Source organism: Curtobacterium sp. PhB78 (assembly GCF_003751685.1).
Taxonomy (GTDB): Bacteria; Actinomycetota; Actinomycetes; order Actinomycetales; family Microbacteriaceae; genus Curtobacterium.
In genome coordinates, this window is sequence record NZ_RKIA01000006.1 from 67,873 (window position 1) to 85,845 (window position 17,973).

General features: G+C 70.5%; 17 protein-coding genes. 16 read left to right on the plus strand and 1 reads right to left on the minus strand.

The annotated features are described in order from the left end of the window. Nucleotides 1–8 precede the first annotated feature (8 nt). The 9 genes from argS (at nt 9) to prmC (ending at nt 12,061) form a co-directional block, all read left to right on the plus strand. Nucleotides 9–1,679 carry an arginine--tRNA ligase gene (gene argS, locus EDF53_RS14660; RefSeq protein ID WP_123294434.1) on the plus strand — a complete coding sequence of 557 codons (1,671 nt, stop codon included), beginning with the start codon at nt 9–11 and terminating at the stop codon, nt 1,677–1,679. Nucleotides 1,680–1,853: 174 nt separating this feature from the next. Next, nucleotides 1,854–2,609 (plus strand): DUF2993 domain-containing protein, encoded by a 756-nt coding sequence (locus EDF53_RS14665; protein ID WP_123294269.1) that lies wholly within the window; start codon nt 1,854–1,856, stop codon nt 2,607–2,609. A 58-nt stretch (nt 2,610–2,667) separates the two neighbouring features. Next, the gene (gene lysA, locus EDF53_RS14670; protein WP_123294270.1) at nt 2,668–4,095 is read left to right on the plus strand and encodes a diaminopimelate decarboxylase; all 1,428 of its coding nucleotides are present in this window, start codon (nt 2,668–2,670) and stop codon (nt 4,093–4,095) included. A gap of 25 nt (nt 4,096–4,120) precedes the next feature. Beyond that, nucleotides 4,121–5,428 carry a homoserine dehydrogenase gene (locus EDF53_RS14675; RefSeq protein WP_123294271.1) on the plus strand — a complete coding sequence of 436 codons (1,308 nt, stop codon included), beginning with the start codon at nt 4,121–4,123 and terminating at the stop codon, nt 5,426–5,428. Nucleotides 5,429–5,498: 70 nt separating this feature from the next. Next, nucleotides 5,499–6,578, plus strand: a complete 1,080-nt coding sequence (gene thrC, locus EDF53_RS14680; RefSeq protein ID WP_123294272.1) for a threonine synthase — start codon at nt 5,499–5,501, stop codon at nt 6,576–6,578. 101 nt (nt 6,579–6,679) lie between these two features. After that, nucleotides 6,680–7,621 carry a homoserine kinase gene (gene thrB / locus EDF53_RS14685; RefSeq protein WP_123294435.1) on the plus strand — a complete coding sequence of 314 codons (942 nt, stop codon included), beginning with the start codon at nt 6,680–6,682 and terminating at the stop codon, nt 7,619–7,621. 182 nt (nt 7,622–7,803) lie between these two features. Further along, complete coding sequence (gene rho / locus EDF53_RS14690) at nt 7,804–10,074, plus strand: transcription termination factor Rho (protein WP_123294273.1); 2,271 nt, start codon at nt 7,804–7,806, stop codon at nt 10,072–10,074. Nucleotides 10,075–10,077: 3 nt separating this feature from the next. Further along, nucleotides 10,078–11,160 carry a peptide chain release factor 1 gene (gene prfA / locus EDF53_RS14695; RefSeq protein ID WP_123294274.1) on the plus strand — a complete coding sequence of 361 codons (1,083 nt, stop codon included), beginning with the start codon at nt 10,078–10,080 and terminating at the stop codon, nt 11,158–11,160. Nucleotides 11,161–11,188: 28 nt separating this feature from the next. Beyond that, on the plus strand, nt 11,189–12,061 hold the full coding sequence (gene prmC, locus EDF53_RS14700) for a peptide chain release factor N(5)-glutamine methyltransferase (RefSeq protein WP_123294275.1): 873 nt from the start codon (nt 11,189–11,191) through the stop codon (nt 12,059–12,061). Between the two features lie 131 nt (nt 12,062–12,192). Here prmC and EDF53_RS14705 read toward each other — a convergent pair whose 3' ends face one another. Next, a complete protein-coding gene (locus tag EDF53_RS14705) occupies nt 12,193–12,843 on the minus strand; it encodes an HAD family phosphatase (protein ID WP_185021066.1) in 651 nt (216 codons plus the stop codon). A gap of 37 nt (nt 12,844–12,880) precedes the next feature. Here EDF53_RS14705 and EDF53_RS14710 point away from each other — a divergent pair, with 37 nt between their 5' ends. The 7 genes from EDF53_RS14710 to EDF53_RS14740 all read left to right on the plus strand — a co-directional run bounded on the left by EDF53_RS14710 (nt 12,881) and on the right by EDF53_RS14740 (nt 17,893). After that, the gene (locus tag EDF53_RS14710; protein ID WP_123294277.1) at nt 12,881–13,555 is read left to right on the plus strand and encodes an L-threonylcarbamoyladenylate synthase; all 675 of its coding nucleotides are present in this window, start codon (nt 12,881–12,883) and stop codon (nt 13,553–13,555) included. Then, nucleotides 13,552–14,778, plus strand: a complete 1,227-nt coding sequence (locus EDF53_RS14715; RefSeq protein WP_123294278.1) for an MraY family glycosyltransferase — start codon at nt 13,552–13,554, stop codon at nt 14,776–14,778. Before EDF53_RS14710 ends, EDF53_RS14715 begins: the two co-directional genes overlap by 4 nt. Next, nucleotides 14,775–15,266 carry a hypothetical protein gene (locus EDF53_RS14720; RefSeq protein ID WP_123294279.1) on the plus strand — a complete coding sequence of 164 codons (492 nt, stop codon included), beginning with the start codon at nt 14,775–14,777 and terminating at the stop codon, nt 15,264–15,266. The genes EDF53_RS14715 and EDF53_RS14720 overlap by 4 nt, the downstream gene beginning before the upstream one ends. Nucleotides 15,267–15,373: 107 nt before the next feature. Next, the gene (atpB, locus tag EDF53_RS14725; RefSeq protein ID WP_333925860.1) at nt 15,374–16,234 is read left to right on the plus strand and encodes a F0F1 ATP synthase subunit A; all 861 of its coding nucleotides are present in this window, start codon (nt 15,374–15,376) and stop codon (nt 16,232–16,234) included. 61 nt (nt 16,235–16,295) lie between these two features. Next, entirely contained in the window at nt 16,296–16,532 is a 237-nt protein-coding gene (gene atpE / locus EDF53_RS14730; protein ID WP_027465781.1) for an ATP synthase F0 subunit C, read from the plus strand. A 9-nt stretch (nt 16,533–16,541) separates the two neighbouring features. Continuing rightward, on the plus strand, nt 16,542–17,096 hold the full coding sequence (locus EDF53_RS14735; RefSeq protein WP_123294280.1) for a F0F1 ATP synthase subunit B: 555 nt from the start codon (nt 16,542–16,544) through the stop codon (nt 17,094–17,096). Between the two features lie 2 nt (nt 17,097–17,098). Continuing rightward, complete coding sequence (locus EDF53_RS14740; protein WP_123294281.1) at nt 17,099–17,893, plus strand: F0F1 ATP synthase subunit delta; 795 nt, start codon at nt 17,099–17,101, stop codon at nt 17,891–17,893. Nucleotides 17,894–17,973 lie beyond the last annotated feature (80 nt).

The window sequence follows — 17,973 nt, forward strand, 5'->3', positions numbered from 1 at the left end:
CGTCCGCCGTGACTCCTGCCGAACTCTCCGCCGCGTACCTGTCGATCCTGACCGGGATCGTCGAGCGACGAGGCGCGTCCGAGACCGTGACGATCGGGGACTCCCACGTGGTGCTCGAGCGTCCGAAGAACCGTGCGCACGGCGACTGGGCCTCGAACGCCGCCATGCAGCTCGCGAAGCGCATCGGCACGAACCCGCGCGAGCTCGCGACGGAGATCGCCGGCGAGCTGACCGAGCTCGACGGCGTGGCCTCGGTCGAGGTCGCCGGCCCGGGGTTCATCAACATCACGCTCGAGGCCGCAGCGGCCGGTGAGATCGCCCGCACGATCGTCGAGGGCGGTGACGCCTTCGGGCACGGCGACCTGTACGACGGCGTCCGGATCAACCTGGAGTTCGTCTCGGCGAACCCGACCGGCCCGATCCACATGGGCGGCGTGCGCTGGGCGGCGGTCGGCGACAGCCTGGCCCGCGTGTTCCAGGCGCAGGGCGGCCTCGTCACCCGCGAGTACTACTTCAATGACCACGGCGCGCAGATCGACCGCTTCGCCCGCTCGCTCGTCGCGTCGGCGCTCGGTGAGCCCGCGCCGGAGGACGGCTACGGCGGTGCGTACATCGCCGAGATCGCGGCCCGCGTCATCGCGACACTCGACCCCTCGGTCGACGTGAAGGACCTGCCGCGCGACGAGGCGCAGGAACTCTTCCGGCGCGAGGGCGTCGACTTCATGTTCGCGGACATCAAGTCGTCGCTGCACGACTTCGGCGTGGACTTCGACGTCTACTTCCACGAGAACGCCCTGCACGAGTCGAAGGCCGTCGAGCGCGCCATCGCCCGGCTGCGTTCGGCGGGCGTGATGTACGAGGCCGAGGGCGCCGAGTGGCTCCGCACGACCGACTTCGGCGACGACCGCGACCGCGTGGTCATCAAGTCCGACGGGGAGCCCGCGTACATCGCCGGCGACCTGGCGTACTACCTCGACAAGCGCGAGCGCGGCTTCGAGCGCAACCTGATCATGCTCGGTGCGGACCACCACGGCTACGTCGGCCGGATGATGGCGATGTGCGCCGCGTTCGGCGACGAGCCGGGCACGAACCTCGAGATCCTGATCGGGCAGATGGTCAACCTGCTCAAGGACGGCGAGCCGATGCGCATGTCGAAGCGCAACGGCACCATCGTCACGATGGAGGACCTCGTCGACGCGGTGGGCGTCGACGCCGGCCGGTACTCGCTCGTCCGGTTCGCCAGCGACACCGCGATCGACATCGACCTCGACCTGCTCGTCAAGCGCACCAACGACAACCCGGTCTTCTACGTGCAGTACGCCCACGCACGCACCCAGTCCGTGGCCCGCAACGCCGAGGCCGCCGGGGTCGACCGCTCCGTGTTCGACGCCTCGTTGTTGACGCACGACTCCGAGGGTGCGCTGCTCGGCGCCCTCGCCGAGTACCCGCGCGTGGTGCGCCACGCCGCGGAGCTCCGCGAGCCGCACCGCATCGCCCGGTACATCGAGCAGCTCGCCGGCCTGTACCACCGCTGGTACGACGCCTGCCGCGTGACCCCGCTCGGCGACGAGCCGGTCACCGACCTGCACCGCACGCGCCTGTGGCTGAACGACGCCACCGGCCAGGTCGTCCGCAACGGCCTCGGCCTGCTCGGCGTGAGCGCTCCGTCCCGCATGTAGCGGAGCGCCCGATCCCCCCCCCGGAACCAGGTTCCGGACACAGCACCGCGGAATCCCGCGGTGCTGTGTCCGTTCCACGGTGTGGAAGGAACCCATCGCCCCGCCGCGCCCGCCCACCGGACGCACCCCGGGCCTCCAGGCAGGCTGACGGGACCACCTGGCAGGGTGGGACGCATGTCCGCCGCCACCGAACGCCCCCGCAAGCGCCGCCGCTGGCCCGTCGTCCTGCTCGTGGTCGTCGTCGTGCTCGCCGCCCTCGTCGTGATCGCCGAGTTCGTGCTCCGCGGGGTCGTCGACCGCATCATCGCCCAGCAGGTCGAGCAGTCGCTGCCCGACGGCACCACGGGCCAGGTCGAGGCGCACGCCGACGGCATCGTCATCCCGCAGCTGATCGGCGGCACCCTCGACCAGGTCGAGATCACATCCGAGAAGCTCACCGTCGACGGCATCCCGCTCGCCGCCGACGTCACCGCGAAGGACGTCCCCGTGGACGGCAAGGGCGACGTGCACGACGTCGACGGCACGGTCACGCTGGCGTCGTCGAGCGTGAAGGACCTGTCGAAGTACAGCCCGCTGTTCGACCGGTTGTCCCTGGTGGACGGCGGCGTCGAGCTGTCCGGTTCCACGGCGGTGCTCGGCTACGACATCACCTATGCGGCGAAGGGCGACGTGGTCGCGCAGGACGACGGCCGCGGCATCACGATCACCCCGAAGAGCGTGCGGATCACGAACTCCGACCTCGGCCTCAAGGTGGACTCGATCCCCGGCGTCACGAACGTGCCGGTGCAGGTGTGCACGGCGCAGTTCCTGCCCGAGGCGCTCCGCGTGCGCTCGCTCGACGTCTCGAAGGCCGACGCGACGGTCCGCGTCACCGCGGACGCGCTGCCGCTCAACGAGCAGGGCCTGCAGACGGTCGGCAGCTGCGGCTGATCCCGTGGCTGCGTCACACGGACGGGAGGCCCGCCCCGCGTCGGTAGGATCGGGTCCCGTGAGCGAGAACCCCCTTGCACCGCCGCGACTGCGGTTCCCGACGGACGCCTCCGAGCTGGTGGACCGGATCTGGCCCGCGTCCGCGACGCGGACCGACGATGGCGACCTGGCGGTCGGCGGTGTCACCGCGACGGACCTCGTCCGGCAGTACGGCACCCCGCTGTACGTCGTCGACGAGCGTGACGTGCAGTCCCGTGCGGTCCGGGTGCGGAACGCGTTCACCGAGGCGTTCGAGGGCATCGGCACCCGGGCGCACGTCTACTACGCCGGCAAGGCGTTCCTGACGACGCAGGTCGTGGCGTGGATGGCCGAGGCCGACCTGCGCGTGGACGTCTGCACCGGCGGGGAGCTCGCGGTCGCCCTGGCCGCCGGGATCGACCCGGCGATGCTCGGCTTCCACGGCAACGACAAGTCCGACGCCGAGATCGCCCGCGCCGTCGAGGTCGGCGTGGGCACGATCGTGCTCGACAGCCACGAGGAGGTCCAGCGCGTCGCCCGTGCCGCTGCCGACGCCGGGATCGTGCAGCGCGTCCGGATCCGCATCAACAGCGGCGTCCACGCGTCCACCCACGAGTACCTGGCGACCGCGCGCGAGGACCAGAAGTTCGGCATCCCGCTCACCGAGGCCGTCGCCGCGGCCGAGGCGGTGCGCGCCGAGTCGTCGCTCGTGTTCGTCGGGCTGCACTCGCACATCGGGTCGCAGATCTTCGACGAGTCCGGGTTCCGCGAGGCCGCTCGACGCCTGATGGACGTGCACGCCACCCTCGTCGAGTCGGGCCCGGTGCCCGAGCTGAACCTCGGCGGCGGCTGGGGCATCGACTACACCGAGGCCGACTCCGCCTTCGCTCCCGAGGACGTCGCCGACGCCCTCGCCGCGATCATCGCCGAGGCCTGCGCCGAGCGGGACATCCCGGTGCCCGAGGTCGCGGTCGAGCCCGGTCGCTACATCGTCGGGCCGGCGGGCATCACGCTCTACCGCGTCGGCACGATCAAGCCCGTCACGCTCGAGACCGGCGACGCGGAGACCGGCCACGCCACCCGCACCTACGTGTCCGTCGACGGCGGCATGAGCGACAACGCCCGTCCTGCCCTGTACGGCGCCGACTACACCGCTCGCCTCGCCCGGACGTCCGAGGCGCCGGCCGTCCTCACCCGCGTCGTCGGGAAGCACTGCGAGAGCGGGGACATCGTGGTGGGCGACGAGTACCTGCCGGGAGACGTCCAGCGTGGGGACCTGCTCGCCGTCGCAGCCACCGGGGCGTACTGCTGGGCGCTGTCGAGCAACTACAACCACGTGGGCCGCCCGCCGGTCGTCGCCGTGGCGGACGGCACAACCCGTATCCTCGTGCGGGGCGAGTCGATCGACGACCTCCTCGCCCGCGACACCGGGGTCCGCCCCGTGCCCCACGCCGGCACCGGTCGCTGACCCGACGAACAGGAACCAACTCCAGATGATCGAATACCGCAACGTCCGCGTCGCGCTGCTCGGGGCCGGCTCGGTCGGGTCCCAGGTCGCGCGGCTCCTGCTCGAGCACGCCGACGAACTCGCCTCGCGCGCCGGTGCCGGCCTCGAACTCGTCGGGATCGCCGTGCGCGACGTCGACGCCCCGCGTGACGTCGACCTGCCGAAGGACCTCTACACGACCGACGCCGAGTCGCTCATCCTCGGTGCCGACATCGTCGTCGAGCTGATCGGCGGCATCGAGCCCGCGCGCACGCTCGTGCTGCAGGCGCTGCAGTCCGGCGCGGACGTCGTGACCGGCAACAAGGCGCTCCTCGCGACCCACGGTCCGGAGCTCTTCGCGGTGGCCGAGCAGGTCGGCGCGCAGCTGTACTACGAGGCCGCCGTCGCCGGAGCGATCCCGATCATCCGACCGCTGCACGACTCGCTCGCCGGTGACCGCATCGAGCGGATCATGGGCATCGTGAACGGCACCACGAACTTCATCCTCGACCTGATGGACCGCGAGGGCGCCACGTTCGAGGACGCCCTGGCGACCGCGACCGAGCTCGGGTACGCCGAGGCCGACCCGACCGCCGACATCGAGGGCTACGACGCCGCGCAGAAGGCCGCGATCCTGGCCTCGCTGGCGTTCCACACCTCGGTGCCGCTCGCTGCCGTGCACCGCGAGGGCATCACCTCGGTCACCATCGAGCAGGTCCGCGCCGCGCGCAAGGCCGGCTACGTCGTGAAGATCCTGGCGACCGCCGAGCGACTGACCGACGAGGACGGCCGCGAGGGCGTCAGCGCCCGCGTCTACCCGGCCCTCGTGCCGGAGTCGCACCCCCTGGCGAGCGTGCACGGCGCGAAGAACGCCGTGTTCGTCGAGGCCGAGGCCGCGGGCGACCTCATGTTCTACGGCGCCGGTGCCGGTGGTGTCGAGACCGCGTCCGCCGTCCTCGGCGACCTGGTGTCCGCCGCACGTCGGCACGTCATCGGCGGCCCGGGTGTCGCGGAGTCGACCCAGTCGGACCTGCCCGTCTTCCCGATCGGCACCGTCCGCACGCGCTACCAGATCACCCTGCACGTCACGGACGCCCCCGGCGTGCTGTCGACGGTCGCCGGCGTGCTCGCGAAGCACGGCGTGAGCGTCGAGACCGTCGAGCAGACCACCACGGGTGCCTCCGAGGGGACGGCAGCGCTCGTCATCGGGACGCACCTGGCGCGCGAAGCCGACCTGGCGGACACCGTCCGCACACTCCGCGGCGAAGACGTGGTCCTGGACGTGACCAGCGTCCTGCGCTTCGTCGGCGCCTGACGCACCACGGGCCTCCAGGCCGACCACGAACCACCACCAGACCGACCCACCGGACAGAGAGAGAAGCCTGATGGCCCACCAGTGGCAGGGAGTCCTGCGCGAGTACGCCGACCGACTCGACGTGACCGAGGCGACGCCGATCGTCACGCTCGGCGAGGGCGGCACGCCCCTCATCCCGGCTCGTCGGCTCTCCGAGCGCACCGGCGCCGAGGTCTACGTCAAGTTCGAGGGCATGAACCCGACCGGGTCCTTCAAGGACCGCGGCATGACGATGGCGATCTCGAAGGCCGTCGAGCACGGCGCGAAGGCCGTCATCTGCGCCTCGACCGGCAACACCAGTGCCTCGGCCGCCGCGTACGCCACGCACGCCGGCATCACCGCCGCGGTGCTCGTGCCCGAGGGCAAGATCGCGATGGGCAAGCTCAGCCAGGCCGTCGCCCACGACGCCCAGCTGCTGCAGGTCCAGGGCAACTTCGACGACTGCCTCGACATCGCCCGCGACCTGGCGGCGAACTACCCGGTGCACCTCGTCAACTCGGTCAACAACGACCGCATCGAGGGCCAGAAGACCGCTGCGTTCGAGGTCGTCGACGTCCTCGGCGACGCCCCGGACTTCCACTTCCTGCCGGTCGGCAACGCGGGCAACTACACCGCGTACTCCCGCGGCTACCGTGAAGACGTCGCCGCCGGTCGCACGACGAAGCTCCCGCGCATGTTCGGGTTCCAGGCCGCCGGTTCCGCACCGATCGTCCGTGGCGAGGTCGTCAAGAACCCCGACACCATCGCCTCCGCGATCCGCATCGGCAACCCGGCCTCGTGGCAGTTCGCCCTCGAGGCCCGCGACGAGACCGACGGCTACTTCGGCGCGATCTCGGACGAGGCGATCCTCGCCGCGCACCACATCCTGTCGGCCGAGGTCGGCGTCTTCGTCGAGCCCGCGTCCGCCATCGGTGTCGCCGGGCTGCTCGAGCGCGCCGACGCCGGCGTCGTGCCGAAGGGCGCGAAGGTCGTCATCACCGTCACCGGCCACGGCCTGAAGGACCCGCAGTGGGCCCTGCGCACCGAGGACGGCAGCGAGGTCACCCCGACGAGCGTGCCGGTCGACACCAAGTCGATCGCGGACGTGCTCGGACTGGTCGCGGCGCAGTGAGCCCCGACCGCTCGTCCGGACCGGGGGAGGGCGTCACCGCCCACAGTGCTGTACCGGCCGGACGGGCGGTCCACGCTGTGCCCGCCGGGCGGGCGGCCCACGTGTTGCCCGCCGGACGGGCCGTGCGCGTCCGCGTGCCGGCGACGTCCGCGAACCTCGGCCCGGGGTTCGACTCGCTCGGTCTCGCGCTCTCGCTGTACGACGAGGTCGTCGTCCGGGTCCGACCGGAAGCCGGCGCCACCGTCACGGTGCAGGGCGTCGGTGCCGGCGAGGTCGCCACCGACGACACGAACCTGGTCGTGCGCGCCGTCCGCCGCGGCCTCGAGCACGCCGGCGTCGACCAGCCCGGCCTCGAGCTGCACGCCACGAACGCGATCCCGCACGGCCGCGGGCTCGGTTCCTCGGCGGCCGCGATCGTCGCCGGCCTGATGGCGGCCCGCGGGCTGCTCGAGGGCATCGTCGACCTGGACGCCTCGACCCTGCTCAGCCTGGCCACCGAGATGGAGGGGCACCCGGACAACGTCGCCCCCGCACTCTTCGGTGGGCTCACCATCGCGTGGATGACGGCCGAGGGACCCGCGTACAAGCGCCTCCTGGTGCACCGCGGCGTCGCACCGGTCGTGTTCGTGCCGACGTCCACGCTGTCGACGAAGCTCGCCCGCTCCCTGCAGCCCGAGAACGTCCCGCACGCCGACGCCGCGTTCAACGTCTCCCGTTCCGCGCTGCTCGTCGCCGCGCTCATCCAGAGCCCCGAGCTCCTGCTCGCCGCGACCGAGGACCGCCTGCACCAGGCGTACCGGGCGAGCGCGATGCCGGAGACCGACGCACTGATCGGCCTGCTCCGGCAGCACGGCCTCGCGGCCGTCGTGTCCGGGGCGGGACCGAGCCTGCTCGTGCTCGGCAGCGACCCGGCACAACGGCTCACGGCCGCGGATCTCGTCGCCCGACACGGGGAATCCGACTGGCGCGCGCTCATGCTGGCCGTCGATCTCGGTGGTGCTACAGTGGTGGCGCACTCGGCGCTCGAAGCCGAACCCGCGTAACCGCACGGTATGCCCGTCCTCAAGGACAGCGCCTGCGACGTCGCAGGGTCCGGCGCGCGGGTGTGCATCTCTTTCTGATCACCGAATCCCGGTCCGTCGTCTGAACGGCGGTCGATGCATACCCGTGCATCCGGGACGGTGGAAACTCTCCGCGTTCTGCGGTTCGAAAGGAAACACCGACCTTGACCGACAACAACTCCACCCCGGTGGAGATCCCCAGCGACCTGCGCGCCCTCCGCCTGCCGGAACTCCAGCGCATCGCCTCCTCGCTCGGCATCACCGGGCTCTCGAAGCTCCGCAAGGGCGACCTCATCGCCTCCATCGAGGACAAGCGCCCCGTCACGGACGACGTCCCCGCCGCGGCAGCGCCCGCCACGAACCCCGCCTCGGCGCCGGTGACCGAGCAGCCGACGCTGCCGGAGCCCGCCGCCGAGGCACCGGTCGCCTACCCCGAGGCACCCGCCGTCGAGTCCGAGCCGGCCGCGCCGTCGCGTGCCCGCCGTTCGCGCCGTGCGTCCTCCGGTGGCACCGTGAACGCCGGCCCGACCTCGGCCGCCGAGCACACCAACGCCGGCCACACCGGCACCGAGGACCTGCTCGCGGGCCTCGACCAGGTGCGTGCCGAGAAGGACGCCCAGGAAGCCGCCCAGACGCAGACCGGTGGGCAGCGTCGCGGCCGCGGCCAGCGCGGTGCCGACCAGCAGGCCCAGCAGCCGAGCGAGTCCGCCGAGCAGCACACGCCGACGTCGGCACCCGCCCAGACCGACCAGCCGGCCCGCACCGAACAGCAGGCGCGGACCGAGCAGCAGAGCACCGAGGGCGAGTCGCAGGACCAGTCCGGTGCCGCCGACTCCGGCGAGCAGCACGACCAGAACGACCAGAACGGCGAGGGCGGTTCGCGTCGCGGCCGTCGCAGCCGAGGTCGCGGTCGTGGCCGTGGGCAGAACGCCGAGAACGGCGAGCAGAACGGCGAGCAGCAGGACGGCCAGCAGCACCAGCAGGGCGGCCAGCAGAAGCAGAACGGCGGCGACCAGCAGAAGCAGGCCGACGCCAAGCAGGCCGACGCGAAGCAGGGCGACGCCAAGCAGCGCGACGCGAAGCAGGACGACCGCGCCGAGCAGAAGCAGCAGGCGGCGAACCAGCAGAAGCAGAACGGTCAGCAGAAGCAGGGCCAGCAGGCCCAGCAGAACGCCGACGACACCGAGGGCGGCCGCAGCCGTCGCCAGCGTGACCGCAAGCGCGGCCGTGGCGGCCAGAACGACGACTTCGAGCCCGAGGTCACCGAGGACGACGTCCTGATCCCGATCGCGGGCATCCTCGACGTCCTCGACAACTACGCGTTCGTCCGCACCACCGGCTACCTGCCCGGACCGAACGACGTCTACGTCTCCCTCGGCCAGGTGAAGAAGTACCACCTGCGCAAGGGCGACGCCGTCGTCGGTTCGATCAAGCAGCCCCGTGACAACGAGCAGCAGAGCCGTCAGAAGTACAACGCGCTCGTGACCGTCGACTCGGTCAACGGCCAGACCGCCGAAGAAGCAGCGGCCCGTGTCGACTTCTCCGACCTCACCCCGCTGTACCCGAACGAGCGCCTGCGTCTCGAGACGGAGCCGGGCAAGCTGAGCACCCGCATCATCGACCTCGTGTCGCCGATCGGCAAGGGCCAGCGCGGCCTCATCGTCTCGCCGCCCAAGGCCGGCAAGACCGTCGTGCTGCAGGCCATCGCCAACGCCGTCGCGAAGAACAACCCCGAGGCGCACCTCATGGTCGTCCTCGTCGACGAGCGGCCCGAAGAGGTCACCGACATGCAGCGCACGGTGAAGGGTGAGGTCATCGCCTCGACCTTCGACCGTCCGGCCGAGGACCACACCACGGTCGCTGAGCTCGCCATCGAACGTGCGAAGCGCCTGGTGGAGCTGGGCCACGACGTCGTGCTGCTGCTCGACTCGATCACCCGTCTGGGTCGTGCCTACAACCTGTCGACCCCGGCGTCGGGCCGCGTGCTCTCCGGTGGCGTCGACTCGGCGGCGCTCTACCCGCCGAAGCGCTTCTTCGGTGCGGCGCGCAACATCGAGGACGGCGGCTCGCTGACCATCCTCGCCACCGCGCTCGTCGAGACCGGTTCCAAGATGGACGAGGTCATCTTCGAGGAGTTCAAGGGCACCGGCAACATGGAGCTCCGCCTGAACCGTCACCTGGCGGACAAGCGGATCTTCCCGGCCGTCGACGTCAACGCCTCCGGTACCCGTCGCGAGGAGCAGCTGCTCTCCGCTGACGAGGTCAAGATCACCTGGCGTCTGCGCCGAGCCCTCGCCGGGCTCGACCCGCAGCAGGCCCTCGAGATCGTGCTGCGGAACCTCAAGGAGACGCAGTCGAACGTCGAGTTCCTGGTGCAGGTGCAGAAGTCGGTCCCGACGACCGGCGGCGCTCACCACAACGGTCACCAGGAGTAACGCGTGTTCGAGTCGGTGGCAGGGCTGCTGGCGGAACACGAGGACCTGACGCAGCAGCTGTCGGACCCCGCGCTCCACGCCGATGCGGCCCGGGCGAAGAAGGTGAACCGGCGCTACGCCGAGCTCAACCAGATCAAGTCCGCGTACGAGTCCTGGCAGGCGGCGGGGGACGACCTCGCCGCCGCCCAGGAGCTCGCGCGTGAGGACTCGGCATTCGCGGACGAGGTCCCGGAGCTCGAGGAGCAGTTGGCGGAGCGCCAGGAGCGTCTCCGCCGGCTGCTCATCCCGCGCGACCCCGACGACGGGCGCGACGTGATCATGGAGATCAAGGGCGGCGAGGGCGGCGAGGAATCGGCGCTGTTCGCGGCCGACCTCCTGCGCATGTACTCGCACTACGCCGAGACCAAGGGCTGGAAGGTCGAGCTCCTCGAGCGCACCGAGTCCGACCTGGGTGGCTACAAGGACGTCCAGGTCGCGATCAAGTCGAACACGACCGACCCGTCGCAGGGCGTCTGGGCGCACCTGAAGTACGAGGGCGGCGTGCACCGTGTGCAGCGCGTGCCGCAGACCGAGTCGCAGGGGCGCATCCACACCTCGACGACCGGCGTGCTGGTGTTCCCCGAGGTCGACGAGCCCGAAGAGGTCGCGATCAACCAGAACGACCTGAAGATCGACGTGTACCGGTCCTCCGGTCCCGGCGGTCAGTCCGTCAACACGACGGACTCCGCGGTCCGCATCACCCACCTGCCCACGGGCATCACGGTGGCGATGCAGAACGAGAAGTCGCAGCTGCAGAACCGTGAGGCCGGCATGCGCGTTCTCCGTGCACGCATCCTCGCGCGGCAGCAGGAGGAGCTCGACGCGATCGCCTCGGACGCGCGCAAGTCGCAGATCCGCGGGATGGACCGTTCGGAGCGCATCCGGACGTACAACTTCCCGGAGAACCGGATCGCGGACCACCGCACCGGCTACAAGGCGTACGACCTGGACCGCGTCATGAACGGTGCGCTCGAGCCCGTCGTCCAGTCCGCCATCCAGGCGGACGAAGAGGCACGTCTGGCCGCCATCGGCGACCAGGACGCGTAACCGCTCACCCCGCCTGGAGGCCCGGCTCGTGTCCGACACGCCCCTCACGTACGCCGCGGATCGCCTGCTCGAGCAGGCGGCCGCGGCGCTCGTCGCGTCCGGCGTCCCGACGCCCCAGGTCGACGCCGAGCTGCTGCTCGCGTGGGCGACCGACACCTCGCGCGGTGCCGTGCAGGCCCGCGCGATGACCGGCGGCGCGATCGCTCCGGAGCACGTCGAGCGCTTCCGGCACGCGATCGCCCGACGGAGCACCCGCGAGCCGCTGCAGCACATCACCGGGCAGGCGTACTTCCGGGCACTGACCCTGGCGGTCGGACCCGGCGTGTTCGTGCCCCGTCCCGAGACCGAGGGCGTCGTGCAGTTCGGCATCGACGCGCTCCGAGCCGTCGCGGTGCCGGCGCCGATCGCGGTCGACCTCGGCTCCGGCAGCGGTGCGATCGCCATCGCCATGGACACCGAGGTGCCGAACGCCGTCGTGTACGCCGTCGAACGGTCGCCCGAGGCCCTGCCCTGGACCCGCCGGAACACCGACGCCCACGGCGGCACGGTGCGACTCGTCGAGGGAGACCTCGCCGACGCGCTGCCCGAACTCGACGGCACCGTGTCCGTCGTGGTGTCGAACCCGCCGTACGTGCCGGACGACGCAATCCCGATCGACCCCGAGGTCCGCGACCACGATCCCGCGATGGCGCTGTACGGCGGACCGGACGGCCTCGACGCCGTGCGCGCCCTGGCCGAGACGGCGTGGCGGCTGCTCGTGCCCGGCGGGGTGCTCGTCATCGAGCACGCCGAGCCGCAGGGCGCCGGCGTCCGCGAGGTCCTTGCGCGCCGGGGGTTCCGGACCCCGGAGACGCACGTCGACCTGACGGGTCGCGACCGCACGACCACCGCGACCCGGTAGGCGGACGCACCCCGGGCCTCCCGGTCGGTGTGGCGTGCTTGGCGTTACCGAGCGGAAACGGGCGTACCTGGCCGTTCAGAACGACCAGGTACGCCCGTTGCTTGTTGCCATCGCGAACGTGATGGGAAGGATCAGGCGACGGGGGAGGCCTCGCGCTGCTGCGCGACGAAGGCGCGGACGTGCTCGCGCAGGTCGGTGTCGCGCTCGACCAGGACCGCGTGGATGCCGACGCTCCGGGCACCGGCGATGTTCTCCGGCATGTCGTCGGCGAAGAACGTGCGTTCGGCGGGCACGCCGTGGTGCTCCATCGCGCGGAGGAAGACCTCGGGCTCGGGCTTGCGGGCGCCGAAGTTGCTCGACGTGTCCAGGTGTTCGCCGAACAGCCCCGGCAGCGACGGCGCCCACTGGTGGATCCACCGCCCCGCGAGCGGCCCGTTGTTGGTGAGCAGGCCGACACGCCCGTGCTCGCTCGCGATCCGGACGGCCTCGATGCGTTCCGGCAGCTCGGTCATCGCGGATCCGCGGATGCGCGCCCACTCGGCCTCGGGAACGTCGCACTCCATGGCCCGCTCGAACGCGGCGAGGTACTCGTCGCCGTCGGTGAAGCCACCGGCCTCGGCACGCATCTCGTGGCCGCAGTCCCACCAGCGGCGTCGGAGCTCCTCGAACTCGTGTCCGGTGAACTCGGAGAGTGCGGCCATCCGCACCTGCCAGTCGTACCGGACCAGGACGTCGTCCATGTCGAAGAGGAACAGGAGGTGGGGCGCAGGGGTCTCGTTCACGATGTCCTCCATTGTGTCGCACTATCATCGTCGAGTCATGGCATCCCGATACGACTGCACCGACTCCGACGGGCTCCTGACCGGGATGCGGCTCGCACGTGCCGCCCTCGGGCGCGGAGACCTCGTCGTCGTCCCCACCGACACCGTCTACGGCCTCGCCGCGGACGCCTTCAACGCGGCCGCCGTCCAGCGGCTGCTCGACGCGAAGGGCCGGACGCGGCAGTCGCCGCCGCCGGTGTTGATCCCCGGCCCGCCGACGCTCGATGCGCTCGCGAGCGACGTGCCGCAGCAGGTGCGCGACCTCGTCGCCGAGTTCTGGCCCGGCGGCCTGACCGTGATCCTGCGCGCGCAGCCGTCGCTCGACTGGGACCTCGGCGAGACGCGGGGCACGGTCGCCCTGCGGATGCCGGACTCGCGGATCGCGCTCGAGCTCCTGCAAGAGGTCGGTCCGCTCGCGGTCTCGTCCGCGAACTCGACCGGCGATCCGGCGGCGATGGACGTCGACGCCGCGGAGCGGATGCTCGGCGACAGCGTCGCCGTGTACCTGGACGGCGGCGCGATCGGGGAGCACGAGGGCTTCGAGGCCTCCACCGGGTCGACGATCGTCGACGCGACGGGGCTGTCGGACGGCGGGAAGCTCCGCATCGTCCGGCACGGGGTGATCTCCGACGACGAGATCATCCGGGTCGTCGGAGCCGACCTCGTCGGATGAAGTACTACCTGCTGGCGGGGGCGATCGCCGCGGTCGTGAGCTTCCTGGTCAGCGTGCTGGTGTGGAAGCTCGGTCTCAAGTACAAGTGGTACCCCCAGGTGCGCGAGCGAGACGTGCACCGCACGCCGACTCCGCGCCTCGGCGGGATCGCGATGTACATCGGCGTCATCGTGTCGCTGCTGGCGGCGTGGTTCCTGTTCCCGTCGATCGCGGGGACCGACTACTTCCGGCTCGTGTTCTCCGAACCCGGGCGCGTGCTGGCGGTGCTCGGGGGCGCGACGATCATCGTGGTGCTGGGTGTCGCTGACGACATCTGGGACCTCGACTGGATGACGAAGCTCGCCGGGCAGATCATCGCTGCGGGCATCCTCGCCTGGCAGGGCGTCGCGATCGTGTCGCTGCCGATCGGCAACACCCTGGGCGTGGGCTCGTCGTACATGAGCCTGATCTTCACGGTGCTGGCGGTGGTGCTCGTGATGAACGCGGTGAACTTCATCGACGGACTCGACGGCCTGGTCGCCGGGGTCGCGATCATCGCCGGCGGGGTGTTCTTCCTCTACACGTTCTTCATCAACCGCGTGGTCGTGCAGACCGAGTTCTTCTTCAACCTGCCGTCACTGCTGACCGCGGTGCTCGTCGGCTCCTGCTTCGGGTTCCTCATCCTGAACTGGCACCCCGCGAAGCTCTTCATGGGCGACGCCGGAGCGCTGCTCGTCGGCTTCCTGATGGCCACCAGCGCCGTGTCGGTCACGGGCAACATCGATCCCGCAGCGGTGCAGACACGCCAGGCGCTGCTGCCGGCGTTCATCCCGATCCTGCTGCCCTTCGCGATCCTGATCGTGCCGATCCTGGACTTCGGCCTGGCGGTCACCCGGCGGCTCAGCGCCGGCAAGTCACCGTTCTCGGCCGACCGCAAGCACCTGCACCACCGCCTGCTCGACATGGGGCACTCGCACTTCCACGCCGTGCTGATCTTCTACGCGTGGACCGCCACCGTCGCGGTCGGGTGCATGCTGTTCCTGTTCGTGGACTGGTACTGGGTGGTCGCCTTCGTCGCGGTCGGCTTCACCGTGTGCGCCGTCGCCACGTTCGCGCCGCTCGGCCGGAAGCGCACCGAGATCGCCGCCCAGACCGCCAACCGTTCCGCCGCCGTGGTGGACGCCAGCCTCGACCCGCTCGACCGGGCCGCCAACGACCGCACGATCCCAGGAGACATCACGTGACCGCACCGAACGCGCTCGACCACGTCCGGCCGGTGTTCCGCCGCATCATCACGTGGGGCGCGGTGCTCGCGGTCGCCCTGGCGATCGTCGGGGGAGTCGTGGGGCTGCTCGTCGCCGACACTCCCGGGCTCGTCGGCGGCCTGCTCGGAGCCGTGCTCAGCGTGGTGTTCCTCGGCCTCACCGCGGTCAGTGTCCTCGTCGCGCTACGAGTGTCCAAGGGGCAGATGATCTCGGGTGCCTTCTTCGGCATCGTGATGGGCACCTGGCTGCTCAAGTTCATCGTGTTCATCGTGCTGCTGGTGGCGCTGAAGGACCGTACCTGGGTGGACTTCCCGGTGCTCGCGATCGTGATCATCGCGGGGGTCGTCGGGTCCCTGGTCATCGACGTTGTCGCGGTGGCGAAGGCCCGCATCCCGATCGGCGTGCAGCTGCCCGGTGACGGGTCCGGTGGCTCCGCGGACGCTGAGAACCCGACCCCCCGCAACTGAGAAGCCGGGAAGCCTCTCGCACCTGATAGGCTTCTCGGAGTCCGCCACCGGAGCCTTTCGCTCGGAGCGGGCAAGCCTCCACAACGTCCACCATCGCGTGCCATGATGTGCGCGCGCCGACACAGGAGACAGCGCTGCTATCCCACGCTCTTCCCCTGTCCCTCTCTGCTGCGGTTGACACCGTTGCGGCGGGGAGCAGCAAGGCCGCCGAGTTCCATGGTCCGTCGATCAACGAGTTCTTCCCGGATGCGATCTTCTTCGCAGGGACGCCGTTCGAGATCGATCGGGTCGTCCTCATCCGCTTCTTCGCCGTCGCCGTGCTCCTGGTGTTCGCCTTCGTGGGAACCCGCGCGCTGAAGCTCGTCCCGAACCGCGGTCAGGCGTTCATCGAGTACGCGTTCGACGTCGTTCGTCGCAACACCTTCGACAACCTCGGAGAGAAGGACGGCAAGCGATTCCTGCCGCTCCTGGCGACGATCTTCTTCGGCGTGCTGTTCATGAACCTGACCGGTCTGATCCCGGGCATGAACCTCGCCGGCACCAGTCGCATCGCGATGCCGATGATCCTCGCGATCGTCGCCTACGTCGCGTTCATCTACGCCGGCCTCCGCAAGCACCCGGGCACGTTCCTCCGGAACTCGCTCTTCCCGCCCGGGGTGCCGTGGTTCCTCTACATCATCGTGACGCCGATCGAGCTCGTCTCGACCTTCGTGCTCCGTCCGGTGACGCTCACCCTGCGACTCCTGATGAACATGGTCGTCGGGCACCTGCTGCTCGTCCTGTTCTTCTCGGCGACGCAGTTCTTCTTCTTCGACGCTTCGCTCGGCTTCAAGGCCTTCGGTGTCGGGACCCTCGCGTTCGGCATCGCGTTCAGCTTCTTCGAGATCCTCGTCGCGCTGCTGCAGGCCTACGTCTTCATGCTCCTCACCGCCGTCTACATCCAGCTGGCGCTGGCTGACGAGCACTGATTCCTCACTGACCCCCTACGGGACCGGCAACCGTCGGACCCGCACCTCGAAAGGAAAACACGTGGACGCAACGACCGTTCTCGCGGAGATCAACGGCAACATCGCGACGGTTGGCTACGGCCTCGCTGCGATCGGCCCGGCCATCGGTGTCGGCATCGTCGTCGGCAAGACGATCGAGTCCGTCGCCCGCCAGCCCGAGCTCCAGGGCCGCCTGACGACCCTCATGTACATCGGTATCGCCTTCACCGAGGCCCTGGCCTTCATCGGCATCGCCACGTACTTCATCTTCACCAACTAAGGTTCCTCGATGCACAACGCACTCATCATCGCGGCGGAGGAGACGCACAACCCCCTCATTCCGCCGGTGTACGACATCGTGTGGTCCGCGGTGGCCTTCGTCATCATCTTCCTGGTGATGTGGCGTGTCGTCACGCCGCGCATCACGAAGATGCTCGATGAGCGCACTGAGGCCATCGAGGGTGGCATCAAGAAGGCAGAGGCTGCTCAGGAGCAGGCCGCTGCTGCGCTCGACGAGTACAACAAGCAGCTCGCCGACGCCCGCTCCGAGGCGTCCCGCATCCGTGAGCAGGCCCGCGCCGACGCCACGGCGATCGGCAACGAGGTCCGCGAGCAGGCAGCGGCCGATGCAGCACGCATCACGGCCAACGCCCAGGCGCAGATCGAAGCCGAGCGTCAGAGCGCCGTCCAGTCCCTCCGGTCCGAGGTGGGCACCCTTGCCCTCGACCTCGCGTCCGGTGTGATCGGCGAATCGCTCAAGGACGACGCCAAGTCGTCGGCAGTCGTCGACCGCTTCCTCGCCGACCTCGAGGCCTCGCAGGCCACGAAGACGGGGGAGCACTGAGCATGCGCAGCGCTACCAGAGAAGCACTCGCGTCCACCAGGGCGGTGCTCTCGGACCTCGGTTCGAGCGCCGACCTGGCCGTGGGTGCCGAGATCCTCGCCTCCGGGCGTGCGATCGCCGGTGCGCCGCAGCTGCTCGGGCTGCTGTCCGACCCGACGGCCGACCCGGCCGGCAAGAAGGTCCTCATCGACCGCGTCTTCGCCGGTCAGTCGCACGCGACTCGTGCGGTCCTGACCGCGGTGGCCGGCTCGCGCTGGTCCTCGCACCAGGACCTGCTCGCCGGCATCGAGGACGCGGGCATCCGCGCCGTCGCCGCCACCGCGGGTACCGACTCGCCGATCGAGTCCGAGCTGTTCGCCTTCGAGACCGCTGTCCGTTCGGACGCCGGCCTCGAGCTGGCACTCGGCACGAAGCTCGGCAGCGCGGCGCAGAAGGGCGCGCTCGTCGAGCGGCTCCTCGGCCCCAAGGCGTCGCAGCAGACCGTGACGATCGTCTCCGCGCTCGTGCAGCAGCCTCGCGGCCGCCGCATCGGTGAACTCGTCCGCGATGCCTCGCGCATCGTGGCCGAGCAGGACGGCAAGCTCGTCGCGACCGTGGTCACCGCCACGGCACTCACGACCGCCCAGTCGGCACGCGTTGCACGCGGGCTGGCCGAGCGCTACGGCAAGGACATCAGCATCAACCAGGTCGTCGACCCCACGGTCGTCGGCGGGGTCCGGGTGCAGATCGGCGGCGACGTCATCGACGGCACCGTGTCCACGCGGCTCTCGGAGCTCCGGCTCCAGCTCGCCGGCTAGGCGTACGGTCGAAGCCGCTCCTCCCAAGTCCACAACGGGAACTGCCGAGTCCGGCAGCGTCACCCTCTCGGAGCCGAAGG